The following is a 17,536-nucleotide window of genomic DNA, read 5'->3' on the forward strand; positions in this document are numbered from 1 at the left end:
TTTTTAAGTAAGACAGTTATAAATCACTTTTGTCATAGGCAAATGACAAAAAAAATTAAAAAAATATTACTATATCGTTATCAAAGCAAGAAGAGTATTACTTTTTCTTTACCAATTAAGACAATACACCTAGATTTTCACATAGAAATTAACAAAAAAGCAATGCTATAGTTACATAACAAAAACACTCATGAAATTCCTGAGTTTTTCTCGTAATATTTTAAGGGAATTATAGACTTGCTGCTTGGCTGTTTTATCGGTAATATTAAGTTGAAGTGCAATTTCATCATACGAAAGCTCTTCTACTTTTCGCAGCAGAAAAACTTCTCGCATTTTTTCCGGAAGTAAAGCAATTTCTTTAGCAATAATAGCTTCTAATTCTTCTTCCCGAAGATTTGAATCTGCTAAAACATAATCATTTTCAATAAAGTTTGAAATGGAATCAGCATAATTCGAAACCACTTTTTCGTGGGCGATATGATTTAGGATTTTGTTTTTTACGGCTTTGTATAAATAAGAAGAAAGAGATCCGGTAATGTTTAATTCATAGCGTTTGTTCCAGAGGGATAAAAACACTTCCTGAACAACATCGTTTGCTTCATCCTGATTACCTAACATTTTATAGGCGTGATTGACCAGAATTTTACAATACCGCTCAAAAATTTCTGTATACGCTAACTGATCATCTTCCTTAAGAAGATCTAATAAATTATGATCAGCATATTCGCTATAAGCAGGCATTAATGGAAAGAGTTGAGAATCAAAAAAGCAATATTAAACATTTTTTATGTTAAAAACTAAAAGATGATTCAGTTAGAAAAGATCTATAACTTTATAACCATTATTTTCTTATAAACTATATTTCAGATGAAAAGAAAGGCTTTATAATTTAGAAAAGATTGCCTGAGGTTAACACCATATTAATATCATTTGACAATCACTTTTTTATTAGAGCCCGCAATCAATTATATTTGCCCATTCTTTCTTTAGAAAATACAATACGATCAAGTTAAATAAAGAGCATAAAAGTGGAAAACCAACAAACGAGCTGGAGTATTTGTCCGGAATGCCAGGGACGCGGAAAAAAAAGCCGAAGAATTAGCAAGAAAGCACGAATGCTATACCAGATTGCTCTTGATCAATTTGAAAAAACTAACGAAGGAACAGCTCCGGTTTATCCTAAGGGCAATTTATATGTATGTGCAAACTGCAACGGCTCAGGATTGATTCCGTCTATAATCGCCCCTGTGGCTGATAAAGAAAACTTTCCTCATGTTGCTATTATTGGCGGCGGTATTGGTGGTGTAGCACTCGCCGTGGCTTGCTTACATCGCGGAATTCCTTTTACTCTTTTTGAACGCGATCATAACTTCGAAGCCCGATCTCAGGGTTACGGTCTCACCTTGCAACAAGCCAGCAAAGCCATCCAAGGATTGGGCATTTTCTCATTGAAAGATGGCGTTGTTTCAACCAGACATTTGGTGCATACTACAGAAGGAAAAGTTATTGGGGAATGGGGAATTAGAAAATGGCTGCAATCTGATACTAAAACAGCAAATAAACGTACTAACATTCATATCGCACGACAATCTTTGCGTTTAGCATTACTGGAACAATTGGGGGGTTATGATTTTGTACAATGGGATCATCAATTGGTTGATTTTAAAGAAAATGACAACGAAGGTGTTGATTTAAAATTTCAGGTAAATGGCGAAATAAAAAACCTAAAAGCCGATCTATTAGTAGGAGCCGATGGTATTCGAAGTTCCGTAAGACGATTGCTTATTAGTGAAGACATTACTCCTTTGCGTTATCTGGATTGTATTGTAATTCTGGGTATTTGCCCTTTAGAAGCTATTGCAGCAATTGATAGTGATTTATTAGATTCTGCAACGGTGTTTCAGACCGCTAATGGCAATGAACGCATTTACATAATGCCTTACACATCAAACTCTGTGATGTGGCAACTAAGTTTTCCAATGCCTGAAGAAGAAGCTAAAACACTAAGCGCACAAGGTCCTCAGGCACTTAAGGAAGAAGCATTTCGCAGAACGCAATGGCACGATCCTATTCCGCAGATTATAACAGCAACCCAACAAGCTCAGGTTTCAGGATATCCTGTATACGACCGGGAATTACTCGATGCTACGTTATTGGCGAAAGCCGGAAAAGTAACATTAATTGGAGATGCAGCTCACCCAATGAGTCCGTTTAAAGGACAAGGTGCGAATCAGGCATTACTAGACGCACTTGCATTGGCTCGTGGAATTTCTAAAGGATGCAGACCAATGTCGCAATGGAGAAAAACAGGAATAAGAGCAAGTGTCTTAAATGAATTTGAGTCAGAAATGTTAGAACGAAGCGCTATCAAAGTAAAAGATTCTGCCGAAGCCGCACAGTTCCTCCATTCTGAAATTGTACTTCGCGAGGGTGACGAACCAAGAGGAAGATGCTTAAAGAAAAAATAAGCTCACTTTCTATTACATAAAAATCTCATTTATATACAGAAAAAAATGCGGCTGCCCGAAAAGACAACCGCATTTTTTCTAACTAATCTATTCCAACATTATTTATACTCCTTTTCTTTTTGTGCGTACCAATCTTTCATTACGTAAAAAGCTTTCTTTTTAATTCCCTGATCCGAAATTAGGCCTTTACGGTTAAAGAAATCCTGAATGTTAGGCAACTGCCTGCGTGGTGATCTGAAATCGACTAAAATCCAAGGAGAAACTCCAGCCAGACCTTCTATTCGATTGAACATTTGCGTATTTTGAACGTACAATTCTTCCTGATATTCTTCGTTCCAGCGTTGTGTTTTATCGCCGTGTAAACCTTGCAGTGCTTCACCGCCAAATTCGCTGATGATAACGGGTTTGTTATACGGAATTATCCATTGCATGTCTTTACATGATTCGTTTGTTCCTCTGTACCAGCCCAAATATTGATTAAAACTCACAATGTCTACATATTCGTTCATATTGTCATGAAGTGTATTCACATTGTTTGGACTCTTGGTTACTTCCATTGCCATACTTATTAAACGAGAATTATCCTGCGTACGGGCATATTTAGCCAGTTTACTTAAAAAGATATCTCTATCATCTCCATGTGGGGTTTCGTTTGCTATCGACCAAATTACGATGCCACAGCGGTTTTTGTCTCTGTAAATCATATCGTGCAGCTGACGTTCGGCATTAGCGTATGTATCCGGATTTGTCCACGAAATGGTCCAATACACCGGAACTTCAGACCAAATCATCAATCCCATTTTTTCGGCTTCTCTTACCATATTTTCGTTATGCGGATAATGTGCCAGACGAACATAGTTACAGCCTAATTCTTTTGCCCAGGTTAACAACGTAACAGCATCTTCTGTAGACCAGCCTCTTCCGGATCTAAACGGCGCTTCTTCGTGAATACTGATCCCGCGTAAAAAGACTTTTTTTCCGTTTAACAGAATTTCTTTTCCTTTGGTTTCTATGGTTCTGAAACCAATTTTATCTGCAATACTTTCATCGGCTTTGTCAATAGTAACGTCGTATAATTTTGGTTTTTCCGGCGTCCATAAAACAGGATTGGTTTTAATTTCAAAATATGCCATTCCCTTTGCATCTGTTGTAATGCTTTTTTTGATTTTTAGTTCTGGAATTGTAATCGAAACCGACTGATTTGCCGTTTCACTGTTCAGCTTTACCCAGCCTGAAATTTTTGTTCGGTCTTTTTTATCTAATTGAACCAGATAATCTTCTATATAAGTATTGGGAACCTGCGCCAAAGTAACGTCTCTTGTAATTCCGCCGTAATTCCACCAATCCATATTTACGGTTGGAACACTATCCTTATGACGTTTGTTGTCGACTTTTACTACTACAAAATTATTTCCGTCAACAAGCAGATCAGTTACGTCAAAATTAAAAGGTGTATAACCGCCAACATGACTTCCTGCTAATTTCCCGTTTACATATACTTTTGCATCGTAATTGACTGCTCCAAAATGAAGAATACCTTTGGTTTGAGAACTCTTTTTATAGTTGAAGTCTTTCTCAAACCAAACTGTTCCTTCATAAAAAAACAATCTTTCGTCTTTTGAATTCCAATCAGACGGAATATCCATCGTGGCCGATGTTGCAAAATTGTATTCGGTTAAATCTGTGGTGTTGAATTTTTTATTTTCGAAAAATCCGTTGTTCTTAAAAGGCATTAAACGATAATCGTAATATCCGTTTTCGAGCGGATCTACAATATAACTCCATTTCCCGTTTAAGGTGATGTTATTTCGAGCCGAAATATTAGATAGTAACGGAATTTCCTGCGCCATCGTTTTCCCAAAAACCAGAAAAGTACAGCACAGCATTATTATTTTTCTCATAGTCAAAATTGTTTTTTTATTTTTAATTATAAATTCTTATCCTTATACGCATTTTTATCAATCTGATTTCTATGACATTATTAATCTTTTTTAGGAGCTAATCCCGCTATACGTTGCAATCTTTTGTGCCGAACCCCGGCACAAAAGGATTTCCACTTCTATCGGGGCTATGGCATTCATTTTCATTAGAATATTTTCATTTAATATTTCATTTCGACAAGATTACGCTTACCTCCGTTAAAAAAAATAATATTTATTGTTTATCAAAATACTTTGTCAATTCAAACGCATTATCATTGATTATTTTCATCTCTTTTAATAAAGGTTTGTAGGGCGCAAATGCACTGTTTACAATTCCTTTATTCGAATCTCTGTTTGAATAATCGGTGCTTAAATCTTCCGGATCATTATCCATATATTTGAACCAGTGCCAACCAACCGAATTTTTATTTTTAAGTAATTCCAATGTGAAATTCTGGTAAAAAAGTCCTCTTTCTTTTTGAGTTCGAACCAGCCATCCTGCACCTGTATTATTGGGCAATCCGGAATCTTCTCCTTTGGTGTACCATTCTGTGATTAAAAACGGTTTTCCGGACCATTCTCCCCATTTGTTCATTAAATCCTGACTCGGTTCCCATTTTCTGTAATGATTAATCGAAATGATATCCATGTACTTTCCAGCCACTTTAAAAATCTCCGGATTCGTTAATTCCTGCTCTTTATCCTGATTAAATCGGCACCCTAAATAAAGATGGTTCGAATCTGCTTTTCGAAGCGCCTCGGTTACCTTTTTCATATAGGTTTCAAAGTAAAAAGCAGTAAACGCCATGCGGTCTTCCTGAGTAATATCTGAGGCCGAAGCGCTAAAACCTTTTCTTTGATCGAACCATTCTTTTGTAGCAATATATCCCTGTTCATCTTTGGCCAATAAAGTTAAATGTTTATCTAATGCGTCGTTATACCACGGAAGTTCATTATCTGTAAAATAACCCATCAAATACTTATCATTTTTGTATTGAGAAAGGTCTTTAAACGCTTTTTCGATATAGGTATCAAACTCTTTATCAAAAACCATAACCAAATCAAAACGGTAATTCTGCCAGCTGGCTTCTTTATATTTTCCGCCAAATTTTTTAATGTGATCCGAATGATACATGCCCATTGGCGAAATAATTACAGTGTAAACCAACGGATTTTCTCCTTTTCTCACCAAGTCTACATTCGACCACGCGCCTACTCCGTTAAATCCGTTATCGCGAAGTAATTTTGATTCTTGCTTTAACCAATTTTCCGGACTTCCAAATTTTTTATCAAATGCTTTTTGCTGATTTACAGATCTACCCGCATTAAAAACGGCAACTCCTTTGTAAATAAACGGATAACCTTCGGGATCAATAATCCACCATCTGTTGTCTATTTTTTGGGTTCTAAAAAATCCTGTCGCTTCTTTCTGCCAGACTTTTGAGCCACCGTAAACAGAAATAGGTTCTTGTTTTTTAATTTTAAATCCGGGCAGTTTATCAATCGTTTTGGCCTCATACGAAATCCATTTTGGGTCTAAGGCATTTTGTCTGGCTTCGACTTTTTGATAGGCAATCGTATTTTGTGCCTGCAGGGAAATCAGGTTTGTAAAACAGAATATTAGATAAAGAAAATGCTTCATTACATTAGTTTTTAATATTTGAGAATTGAAGAAATTTTGGGACAAACATATCGCTGTCCCAAATTTCATTTTGAATGTTTATTTCGATAAATAAATATGATCGAAATCGAAAACGTAATTATTTAAAGCTCTTACATCTTCTGGATCAACGCTTCTTAAAACCAAAATATCTTTGATTTTTGTCAGGTCTAATGCCGGATTTTGTTTTTTGTATTCGGCAATTGGAATTTTAACCATATTCCAGCTTCCATCTCTTTTAAGTCCGTACAAATTGCTTGTGGCATCAAATTCTACATAACCAGTATTTGAGGCATCTTTCATTCTAAATCTGATTTTTCCGGTGCTTGTCGTTCTTACCGCCATATTAATGTAAGTGTAAGACGAGATATCTGTGAAATTTACAAATGATAGAATTGCCATTGCCCATTTAGCTTCGGCTGCAGGCGGTGTTGCTGGAAGAGAAAAATTTCTATAAGCACCTTCATAACCATCAACGGCCACTTCTTTAATTACAAACTGATTGCTTGAAACCCAATTTAAAACAGGAGCTGTTTTGGTAAAATCAGGGTTTTCAGAGTAAATTTTAAGGGCATCAGCCGGAATAACAATTGGCGGTGTTGCAGGAGCCTCAACCTCTACTGTAAAGGTTTTCTTTTGGGTGGTATTATCAACAAAAGTGATTTCGAGAGTCGATGTAAAAGTTCCTCCTTTAGTATATTTTACCTCAACATTTCGCTCGATTGAAGAGCCCGGAGAGCCGCCCTGAAAAGTCCATTTTACAGCACGGACTTTTGTTGATGAATCGGTATAGGTTACCGTTTCTCCTGCTTTAACAGACGTGTTGGTTGAAACCGCATTTAATTCTCCTTTGTTATAAAGATATACTTCGCGTACATCATCTTCACAGGAAAATAATCCTATGAAAAGCACTAAAAACAGGTATTTTAGTTTAATTATATGATTTAGTTTTATGGTCATGATTTCTTTTTTTTGGTTATTTTTTTGAGAGAGAATAGAAGAAAGAGTAAAGAGAATAGACTTCTCAGCAAATCTTGATTCCTGTTCTTTTTAGAAAATAGAATAAAGAATATAGAGAACAGATTTCTCACTTAATCTTGCTTCTTGTCTCTTATTTCTCTTCTTTTAGATCTATTCTCTATATTCTATATCTCTATATTCTTTCCTCTATAATTCTAAAACTCTATTTTAATCCGTCTAAAAATCCTTGATAAGCTGGTTTTTTATTATAATCAGCATCTAACAGCAACGGATATTCTTTTGAATGCCAGAAACTTGTTAGCCAGGTATATTTATCGGTTACGCCCCAGGTTGAAATGGCGAATTTTTGATTTTGAGGCAGTTCTTCATACATTGTAGTAATGAATTTGTAGGTTTCAGATTGCTTTTGCGCTTCGACATCATTAAACACATACGAATCTGATTTTCCGGTATTTACTTTTATGTCTAATTCTGAAATATGAATTAACAATCCTGTTGAAGCAAAATCTGTAAAACCGGTTTTCATAGTTTGTCTATTGGTATCTGTCGCGTAATGAAACTGGTCTCCTACACCATCAATTGGCACTCCATTGGCTTTGAATCTTGTGACCATTTTTTTGATGGCGGCTCTTTTTCCTCCATCAATTACAACGCTGTAATCATTGTAGAATAATTTCGCATCCGGATCGGCAGCTTTTGCATATTTAAAACATCTTCCGTAAAAACCAATCGGGTCTTTAAAAAGCGGATTTATAACCGTTTCGTTTCTTAAAGCTCCGCCATCTGCAAAAACCTCATTTACTACATCCCAGCTTTTTACTTTTCCTTTGTAATGTCCTACAACATCGGTAATATAAATTTTGACTTTGGCTTCAAAAGCAATAGAATCATATTTAGCATTTTTAAACCAATCCGGAAATGAATCGTACCAAACCAAAGTATGTCCGTGAATTTCCAGATTATTGTCTTTAGCAAAAGTGGTCAGATAATCACCTGCGGTATAATTGTAAGCGGTGGCCGAAGTCCAAATACTGGCCATTTTCATTTCATACTCGGCGGTGATTTGGCTGTAATGTTTCAGCACAGCATTTTTATAATTGACTTCTCCCTGTAAATCTTTCATCTTAACGGCAGCTCCAATTTTAAACTTTGCTTTTTCTTTTAAAGTCTGCGTGACAGGATTCGGATTAATCGGAGTTTCATCATCAACATTAATGAAAACTGTTTTTTCGTCGTTGCTGCAAGAAGCAAACAACAAAACGGTTAATAGACCTAAAATATATTGTTTCTTTATCATCGTGTTATTTTTTATTTGATCCGGAAACTAAAAGTGAATTCAGTTTCCAGATCTATTATTACTAATAAAAACTTGATTCTTATTAATTATACCCTACATTAAATCCTGCCGGTTTTCCCATTAAATCAATCTGACTTTGCGGAATTGGCATATTCACCATTACTGGCGTCATTTTTAAAGGCACTTCTCCCGCACTGGTTCCAGATGGACTTGAACGGAAATATAAATTTTGTCTTTCTACCAAAAGTCCTAATCGTTTTAGCAAAAACCATCTGTTGTTTTCGAATGCCAATTCTCTGGCCGATTCATCTAAATAATTGTTTAATGTCCAGGTTGTGAAATCAAAAGTGGTTACGGCGCTTTCAGGATTTCCTGTATAACCTCTTCTTCTCACTTTATTTAAATAAGCAAGTGCTTTTGTATCGTTGCCCAGATTATGATAGGCTTCTGATGCCAGTAAATAAGTTTCAGCTAATCTGTAATACATATAATCTTTGTAACTGTTGGATGTCATTGGCAGTTTTTCTGTATCGTGGTATTTTTTCAAACTCCAATGCCAGGCTCTGTAATTTCCGCTTGGAGCTGCAATTGCGGGATTGGTAATAGATTGCCCGAATTTTGGATTTCCTGGAACATTAATTTTATAATCCTGATAATTATCTGAATAGTAATAAGTTTTAAATCTTAAATCGTTGGTTTGATCGTAAAGTGATTTTAAATAATTGTTTGGATAAAACCATCCTAAAGACTGACCTCCATACGCCACATCCTGAATAAGTTCGCTTGCATTTAGTTCGTATGTTCGTTGCGTAAAAACACTTCCTAACCAGAAACCGCCACCGCCTGCCAAATCATCACTTGGACCTAATAAAAAGTCTCTTTGATAGGTAAAAAGTGATTCTCTATGGTTTGCATTTTGTCCCCAAACCTCAGCCAATGGCACTAAAGCGTGCGTTCCGTCATTGATAATTGCATCAAATTGTGCTGCTGCTTCGGCCCAGTTTTGCTGCCATAAAGCACTTTTACCACGTATGTGTCTGGCAACGCCTTGTCCGTAACGTCCGGCATCTACTTTAAACGGAAGATTTGCTATTGCATAATCTAAATCGCCATCGATTAATTTATAAACATCTGCATCGCTTGCTACTTTATATTCTGCAACATCATTAATGTTTTCCGGTGTTGTTGGAATAGTGTCAATTAAGATACCGCCATACATTTGCTTTAAATCCAGATACAATTCGCCTCTTATTACGCGAGCTTGTGCTACTAATCTTTTCTTGGCATTGGCATCCATATTAATATTTCTTGCCGAAGTAATAATGGCAGAACATCTGTCGATAATTTTGTATCCCTGAATCCATTTTGATCCTGTAAAAGATTGCGGATTATGGCCTGTTCCGTAAGGTGTATTCCAGGTTCTGTGCAATCCTAAATCTGTGGCAACCATAAAGAAAACATTCGCCCATAAATCATTATTATCTCCAGAAGGCGAATTATAATATCGCATCTGGTTGTAAAGTGCGTTTACCCCAACTTCCAGTCCGGCCGGAGAATCGTAGATATAATCTACAGAAATCTGATCTTTTACGTCTTCTTCCAGAAAACTTTCGCAAGAAGTCAATCCTAAAGAAAGTCCGAATATCAAAACAAATAGAAAATTTATATTTTTCATGATCTTGTTATTTTTTTAATTTATTAAATGATGTTAAAAACCTACTTGTAAGCCTATAACACAGGTAACAGGTTCTGGAAAATCGTTTATATCTTTTTCAGGACTATAAGATTGGTAATCAGTTATGGTAATTAAATTACTTCCGGTTACATAAAGCCTCATATTGGTTAGACCTAATGATTTAAGAGTATTTTCTGGGAATTTAAAACCAAGTGATACGTTTTGTAAACGAATATAAGAGGCGTCTTGTAAGCCTAAAGTATTGATGTACGGCGGATCGTTTCCGTCTCTTGGTCTTGGCCAGTTTCCTCCAGGGTTTTCAGGCGTCCAGTAATTTTGTTTTACACCATTTTTAACTCCTCTTAGTGAACCTCCTTTTACGTAATCGTATAAAAACAAATTGTCTCTCGTAACGCCCTGAACAGTATAAATATCTGCCGAGAAATCGAAACGTTTGTATTCTAAACTCACAGAAAAGGTTCCGAACCAATCCGGTAATTTTGAAGTGATTACTCTGTCCTGATCCGGATTTGGATTTGCACCGTTTGAAGGATCTGCATCATATAATTTTATATCTCCCGGATACAAAGTTGTTCCTGTAACAAGTGGAATATTTTCTCCTTGCTGATAAATTCCAACGGCTTTATATCTGTAATACACATCAATTGGTTTTCCGATAAACCATAGATTTCCAACAGAATCATCTTCTTTTCCGTCTCCGTTGGCATCTTTACCATAAATGCTTACGATACTGTTTTTATTTTTAGTGAAAGTGGCTCCTACATTCAATCTAAAATCTTGTTTTTTGATAAGATCTCCGTTCAAAGTAATTTCTAAACCTTTGTTATTTACTTTTCCAAGATTGGATAATTTGGTCGTATATCCTGTATTGGCATTTAAGGTTTCGTAAATCAATAAGTCTGAGGTATCTGTATTATAAACCTCAACTGTTCCCGTTAATCTGTTTTTGAATAAACCAAAATCTGCTGCAAGGTTTAATTGTGTTGATGTTTCCCAACGTAAATCCGGATTTGACAATTGAGAACCCGGAACGTAACCCGATACCTTTATTCCGTTTATAATATAATCTCTCTGGTCTGCCACAGCCATACTTTGGTAAGGATCTTTGGGCTGATTCCCTACTTTACCATAACTGGCTCTTAATTTTAAATTGCTTAAAACAGGAACGTGTTCTTTCATAAAACTTTCGTTTGAAACGTTCCATGCCGCATTTACAGCGGGGAAAAATCCCCATTTATTATTTTTACCAAATACTGATGATCCATCGGCTCTGCCAGAAACGGTAAAGTAATATCTGTTATCAAAATCGTATTCTAATTTTCCGGCAAAAGAAATTAGAGAACGTTCATTACCGCCAATTTCCGGTGTGTTCAGAAAAGCACTTTCCAAACCATAAATACCTAGAATATCACTCGGAATTCTGCTAGATGAATTTTTAAACTCATTGTATTCTGATGATGTTATTTCGTAAACCCCCGTTGCGCTGAAGTGATTTTTTTCGGCCAGGTTAAAGTTGTAATTCAAAATATTACTAAACTGATATTCTACATTATCTTTAAAAAGAATACTACCGCTTCCTTGTCCTGAATTGGCAATTCCGGAAAGTGATTTCGAAGAATTAAAATTCATTGCTTTATAATTCCACGATCTTCTACTCGCGTTTAGTTTATAAGTGAAACCTTTTAATATGTTGATGTCCAGAAACACATTCATAATGTCGTTTCTATTTAACTCGTTTGTATTGGTTTCATAAATATCGATAAGCGGATTTGGCGTTTCCTGAATCCCACCAGGAAGATGACGGAACGAACCATCGTCGTTGTAAATTTTACCTAACGGTGATGTGTTTATGGCATTATTTAAAATATTACCCACATTTGGACGATTTGACTCAGAAAACTGAAGCGAAAGATTCATTCCTACTTTTAGCCAGTCGGTAATTCTTTGATCAACATTAATTCTCATAGCCACCTTTTCGAAGTCGGTTTTAGGTATAACACCAGAAGTATTGATGTAGTTTAAACTGGTAAAAATGCTTGTTTTATCTGTTCCTGACGAAACACTCAAACTATGATTGTTGGTAACACCGGTTCTTAAAGCATATTTTTCCCAATCGATATATTTTCCTGATTGTACAGATTCTAATTCAAGCGGAGAAAAAACCTGATCGTCCGGTCTGTAAACTCCTCCGTTGCTTGTTCTGTAGGCTTCTCTTTTTAATTGGGCAAACTCTTCACCGCTATAGATATCAAAATTCCTGTTGATGGTCTGTACTCCGGAAAATCCATTGTAGGCAATTTTTGCTTTTCCTGTTTTTCCTCTTTTGGTTGTAATTAAAATAACTCCATTTGATGCTCTTGCCCCATAAATAGATTGTGCAGCGGCATCCTTTAAAATTTCTAAAGAAGCAATATCATTGGCATTAATATCGTTGATGTTTCCTATTACAATACCATCTGCAATTACGATTGGTTCGTTACTTCCGTTAATGGATTTTTTTCCTCTAATTTGTATCGAAGATGAACTTCCCGGACCGCCATCGGCCAGACTAACCTGAACTCCGGCTGCTTTACCTCTCAACATTTCTCCAACATCAGAAGTCGCAACTTTAGTCATGTCACCCGGTTTTACAGATGCCACAGAACTTATTACGTCGCTTTTCTTTTTAGTACCATATCCTACAACTATAATTTCGTCTAGTGCCTGAGAACTTGGCTTTAAAACTACTTTTAGATTTTTTTTGTTTTCTGTTTCAACTGAAACCTCATCCATCCCGATGAAAGAAAAAACGAGTGTACTTTTTGAAGTTGTACTTATGGTAAAGTTACCGTCAAAATCTGTTTGAACTCCTTTTGTTGTTCCTTTAACATGTACGTTTACGCCTGGTAAAGGCAATCCTGCATTGTCGACTACTTTTCCTGAAATCGAACTTTCCTGCGCACTCATATTAAAAGTGAGCATACACATAAACAGAATTAAAACTAGTTTTAGATAATTTCCCTCAAGAAAAAGCATCTTTACGTGTTTGTAATTTTTCATTTTAATTTTTTGGTTAGTTAGTAAATCATTGTGATTTTCATTGCAAATGTGATTAATAAATGACGTTTTATAGGGAGGAAGATATTCGTTTTTAGGGGCGTTAATGTGTTTATTTGCAGTTTTAAGCTATTTAAAAACAGTATTCGTAATAAAAAACTTAAAAAACTGAAATTTGATTAATTTGAGAAAAAAATAACCGCAAAGCACGCAATGAAGTGAAAACGCAAAGTCCGCAAAGCTTTAATAAACTTTGCGGACTTTGCGTAAACCTTAGCGAACTTTGCGGTTAAAATATTTACGGTTAATTTTTCGACCCTTTATATTCACTAGGCGATAAATTGTAAAATCTTTTAAACTCTTTGCTAAAGTGTTTTCGATCATTAAATCCTACCATATTGGTGACTTCAGATACGGAATAACTGGTATTGAGTAATAGACTGGCAGCTTTTTTTAATCGCATATTTTTTATAAATCCGGCGACCGACTGATTCGTAAGGGTTTGTACTTTTTTGTAAAGCACGGTTCTGCTCATTCCAATTTCGCGGACTAAATCATTAACATCAAAATCGGTATTGTCGATATTGGCTTCGATGATCTGGGTTAGTTTTTTTACGAATAAACCTTCGGGCGTATTTACATTTTCTTGTTCTGAATCTGAAATAAATCTTTCGCCGTATTTCTGACGCATTATTTCTTTGGCTGATAATAAATTGGCTATTGTCAGTTTTAATTCTTCGATGCTGAAAGGTTTCGAAATATAAGCATCTGCTCCTGTCGAAAGTCCTTCGATTCTATTTAAAGTGGATGATTTTGCCGTTAATAAAATAACCGGAATATGATTGGTATTGAGATTTGTTTTTAAAATTTTACACAACTCAAAACCGTCCATTTCGGGCATCATGACATCGCTTACAATAAGATCCGGAATTTCTTTTTCCATATATTCCAGCGCCTTTATTCCATCTGTAAATTTCAGGACTTTATAATCGCTGTATAAAATATCATACACAAAAGAAAGTACTTCTTCATTGTCCTCTATAACGAGAATGGTCTTTTTGGAGCTGTTTTCCGGTTCTTCCAGATATTCTGCTTCATACGTTTCTATTTCAGTTTGAACATCCGAAATCGGATTTGCATTTTCTTCTATTTTAATGGCATTCTCCACAATCTGAGATTTCTTAAAATGATCTTTTCCTTTCTTTAAAGTAATGGTAAATATGGTGTTGAAATTGGCATCGGCTTCTGTTTGCACTTTAATTTCTCCGTGATGCAGTTCGACAATACTTTTGCTTAAAGCAAGACCAATTCCGCTTCCTAAATTAGCACTTCCGCGATCGTCTAATTGAAAAAAGTTTTTAAAAATTTTCTTTTTTCTGTTTTCAGGAATCCCAATTCCGTTGTCTTTGACTTTAATTTCGATGGAATCTGAAGCTTCTTTTTGTTCTACAGCCAACGTGATTCGGCCGTTTTTACTGGTAAATTTAAAGGCATTCGAAAGCAGATTGTAAATCACTTTCTCCATTTGATTTTTATCAAAATAAATCAAAGCGGTATTGATGTTGAGAACAAATTTGTAATCAATTTTTTTCTCGACTGCAAATCCGCGGAACGATTCGTAAATATCAAAACAGAAAGAAACGATATCCTGCTGTTCGCAATAAATTTTCATGCTTCCTTTTTCGGCTTTTCTAAAATCCATTAATTCATTGACCAATTTTAATAATCGGTCTGAATTGTTTTTGATGACTTTAAGTTTGTGTTCAAGATTCGAATTTTTCTCGGCACTATTTAAAAGTTCCTCAACCGGTCCGCTGATTAATGTCAGCGGTGTTCTGATTTCATGCGAAACATTGGTGAAAAAATCCAGTTTCATTTTGTACAATTCCTCTTGTCTTTCTTTCTCGACTTGTTCCAGATAAAAAGCTTGTTTTAATAATTCTCGATTTCTTAAAAATCTAAATAGTAAAACGGATCCGGCCAGTAATAATCCGAAATAGAAAATATAAGCCCACCATGTTTTCCACCAGGGCGGTAACATAATTATTTTTAAGGTTTTAATGGCTGGATTCCATTTTCCGCCTCCATCTGCTGTTTTAATTTTTAAGAGATAAGTTCCCGAATTTAAATTGGTAAGATTGATATAATGCTGTGAACCAATGGTATGCCAATCGTCTTTATTAAAGGAACTTTCGAGTTTATAGGCATATTCGTTTTTTTCGGGAGATACAAAATTCATTGCGCTGAATTCCAAACCAATATATCCCTGATCGTGATGCAGGGTAATTTCCTGAGTTTCGCTTATATCTTCTTTTAGTTCCACTTCTTTACTACCGGGTCTGATTTCTTCATTGTTCACGATCAGCTTCGTTAAAACAATCTCTGCATTATCCGGAGATTTTATGAGTTTGGACGGATTAAAAACAATCAATCCGTTTGAAGATCCGAAGATCAATTCGTTATCATTTAATTTTAAACTGCTGTTGTTCGAAAACTGTTTTACTTTTAAACCGTCTTTTGCAGAATAAGAAGTAATTTCAAAATCAGAAATAGCGGGAGTTGTTCTCAATTTCCTGGTTCTGATTTTATACAGCAAATTATTATCGCTGATCCAGATATTTCCCTGTGCATCTTCTGAAATGCTTTTTATGGTTTCATCTGTAAAACCCAGCGCGCGGTTGATTTCGAAAAAATGTCCTGCTTTTTCATTCAACAAATTAATGCCGCCGCTTTCAGAACCTACCCAAAATCTTTTCTTGGAATCGGTGAACATAACCGTAAGGCTGTTATTTGGCAATCCACTTACTTTTCCTGATTTATAGATTTTTGTAACCCTTTTTAGTTTCTTATCAAAAAAGTTCAATCCGTATTGTGTGGCAATCCACAAACCATTTTCGCGGTTTGCAATATCTGTAATAAAATTATCGCTTAGCGCATTCGAAGTTCCGTCGGCCATATAACTTTCTATGGTTCCGTCCGGGAGTATTTTTTTTAATCCGTTTCCGTTTGTTCCTACCCATAAATCTCCATTATCAATTAATAGGGCAGTTATAGGTCGATTTCGTTCTTTCGGGTTTGGCGAAAGCGGGATTTTACTGAAGATTTTGCTGCTTTTATTAAACTTATATAAGCCGTTAAAAGTTCCGCAAAACAAATTTTCCTGATTCTGATTGACCAAAGCGGTGATCATATTCACACTTTTATCAAAATCATTGGTATCGATTAAATACGAGGAATTTTTGTTATTTCTGAAATCCAGAAAATTCAAACCGCCGCCGTTTGTTCCTACCCAAACCGCATTGTTGTTTTCTTTTGAAACGGCATTTACCAAGGCGCTGTTTAATCCGAAATTGGGTTTTATAACTTCTCTTACGTTGGTGAAATTCGTGTTGGTTTTCTGAAAAAAATTCACGCCTCCGCCATTGGTTCCAATCCAGATATCATCATGACGGTCTTTTAAGAAACATTTTATATCATCGTCTGACAAACTGTAGTTCGTTAAGGGATTGTGCTGGTATTTGGTAAATTCATTTTTGTCTTTTTTATAAACGCACAAGCCATTTTTTGTAGCAAACCAAATCGTATTTGCATCTACCGAAACAATATCATTTACCCAATTTGATGATAAACTTTTTTTATTTCCAGAATTTTGGAGATAATTCTTCACTAAATTTCCAGCTGCGTTATAATGAAAAACGCCATTGGCTTCGGTCGCAAACCATAAATCGTCGTTTTTTTCTTTGATAATTTTCCAAATTTTAGAATGCAGTAAGGCGTCGTTTTCTTTTAAAGCATTTGGAAGTTCTTTTCGCGATCCGTTTTTAGGGTCGAAACATTCTAATCCTTTTGCTGTGCCTACTAAAACACCATAATTACGATCATAAAACAGTGACAAAACCCTGCTTTTTCTAAAAGGGGAATTATGATCGTTTGAAATTTCTTCTAGTAAATACTGCTTTCTGTTTAAGCGTTTAATACCGCCAAAAGTTCCAATCCAGATTCTATTTTGATCGTCCTGAATGATAGATGAAATGTAGTTTCTGCCGCCTTTTACTTTTTGGACGTCGACTCTTAAAAAGTTGTTTTCTTTTTTATTGAAGAGGTTTAGTCCGTTGTTGGTTCCTATCCAAAGTTCCTTTTGATTGTCTTCTAAAATTACATTGATATGGTTGTTGCTGATCGTATTTAAAATGTCTTTGTTGTAGACATATCTTAAGAAATTATATCCGTCGTAACTAATTAATCCGTTTGCGGTTCCTATCCAAATAAACCCTTTTTTTGTTTGATGGATACTCGAAATCATACTCTGCGAAAAACTCACATCGTAATCAATATGATCAAAATATAAATCTGATCCCTGCGCCCCAACACTAAAGGAAACGGAAAGAAATAATACAAGGCTTAAAATACGGCTTTTAACGTTCTTCATAAATTGATTTACTTACAGATCAATGCTAAATTAATGTGTTCGTTTTA

At 35.5% G+C, this 17,536-nt stretch carries 9 protein-coding genes; 1 reads left to right on the forward strand and 8 read right to left on the reverse strand.

Annotated features, from left to right (window positions below; all coding sequences use genetic code 11):
- Positions 1-171: 171 nt before the first annotated feature.
- On the reverse strand, positions 172-741 hold the full coding sequence (locus L0669_RS21860; RefSeq protein ID WP_194615680.1) for an RNA polymerase sigma factor: 570 nt from the start codon (positions 739-741) through the stop codon (positions 172-174).
- Positions 742-1,028: 287 nt separating this feature from the next.
- Between L0669_RS21860 and L0669_RS21865 the strand changes: the two genes are divergently transcribed.
- Entirely contained in the window at positions 1,029-2,468 is a 1,440-nt protein-coding gene (locus L0669_RS21865; RefSeq protein ID WP_425250467.1) for an FAD-dependent oxidoreductase, read from the forward strand.
- Between the two features lie 98 nt (positions 2,469-2,566).
- Here L0669_RS21865 and L0669_RS21870 read toward each other — a convergent pair whose 3' ends face one another.
- The 7 genes from L0669_RS21870 to L0669_RS21900 form a co-directional block, all read right to left on the reverse strand.
- Positions 2,567-4,369 (reverse strand): glycoside hydrolase family 2 protein, encoded by a 1,803-nt coding sequence (locus L0669_RS21870; protein ID WP_263759958.1) that lies wholly within the window; start codon positions 4,367-4,369, stop codon positions 2,567-2,569.
- 253 nt (positions 4,370-4,622) lie between these two features.
- Entirely contained in the window at positions 4,623-6,032 is a 1,410-nt protein-coding gene (locus tag L0669_RS21875) for a hypothetical protein (RefSeq protein WP_263759959.1), read from the reverse strand.
- Positions 6,033-6,110: 78 nt separating this feature from the next.
- Positions 6,111-7,010: a PKD domain-containing protein gene (locus L0669_RS21880; protein ID WP_173971973.1), complete on the reverse strand. Its 900-nt coding sequence runs from the start codon at positions 7,008-7,010 to the stop codon at positions 6,111-6,113.
- Between the two features lie 223 nt (positions 7,011-7,233).
- Positions 7,234-8,328 carry an endo-1,4-beta-xylanase gene (locus tag L0669_RS21885; protein WP_263759960.1) on the reverse strand — a complete coding sequence of 365 codons (1,095 nt, stop codon included), beginning with the start codon at positions 8,326-8,328 and terminating at the stop codon, positions 7,234-7,236.
- An 82-nt stretch (positions 8,329-8,410) separates the two neighbouring features.
- On the reverse strand, positions 8,411-10,003 hold the full coding sequence (locus L0669_RS21890; RefSeq protein WP_263759961.1) for a RagB/SusD family nutrient uptake outer membrane protein: 1,593 nt from the start codon (positions 10,001-10,003) through the stop codon (positions 8,411-8,413).
- A 33-nt stretch (positions 10,004-10,036) separates the two neighbouring features.
- Entirely contained in the window at positions 10,037-13,063 is a 3,027-nt protein-coding gene (locus L0669_RS21895; protein WP_263759962.1) for a SusC/RagA family TonB-linked outer membrane protein, read from the reverse strand.
- A 301-nt stretch (positions 13,064-13,364) separates the two neighbouring features.
- Entirely contained in the window at positions 13,365-17,489 is a 4,125-nt protein-coding gene (locus L0669_RS21900; protein ID WP_263759963.1) for a hybrid sensor histidine kinase/response regulator transcription factor, read from the reverse strand.
- Positions 17,490-17,536 lie beyond the last annotated feature (47 nt).

It is taken from the genome of Flavobacterium bizetiae, from assembly GCF_024271895.1.
GTDB classification, from domain to species: Bacteria; Bacteroidota; Bacteroidia; order Flavobacteriales; family Flavobacteriaceae; genus Flavobacterium; species Flavobacterium bizetiae.

Bases quoted from the DNA above. Each gene is read 5' to 3' on its own strand.
- L0669_RS21870 (WP_263759958.1), bottom strand. From the start codon at position 4,369: ATGAGAAAAATAATAATGCTGTGCTGTACTTTTCTGGTTTTTGGGAAA.
- L0669_RS21860 (WP_194615680.1), bottom strand. From the start codon at position 741: ATGCCTGCTTATAGCGAATATGCTGATCATAATTTATTAGATCTTCTT.
- L0669_RS21885 (WP_263759960.1), bottom strand. From the start codon at position 8,328: ATGATAAAGAAACAATATATTTTAGGTCTATTAACCGTTTTGTTGTTT.
- L0669_RS21880 (WP_173971973.1), bottom strand. From the start codon at position 7,010: ATGACCATAAAACTAAATCATATAATTAAACTAAAATACCTGTTTTTA.
- L0669_RS21875 (WP_263759959.1), bottom strand. From the start codon at position 6,032: ATGAAGCATTTTCTTTATCTAATATTCTGTTTTACAAACCTGATTTCC.
- L0669_RS21895 (WP_263759962.1), bottom strand. From the start codon at position 13,063: ATGAAAAATTACAAACACGTAAAGATGCTTTTTCTTGAGGGAAATTAT.
- L0669_RS21890 (WP_263759961.1), bottom strand. From the start codon at position 10,003: ATGAAAAATATAAATTTTCTATTTGTTTTGATATTCGGACTTTCTTTA.
- L0669_RS21900 (WP_263759963.1), bottom strand. From the start codon at position 17,489: ATGAAGAACGTTAAAAGCCGTATTTTAAGCCTTGTATTATTTCTTTCC.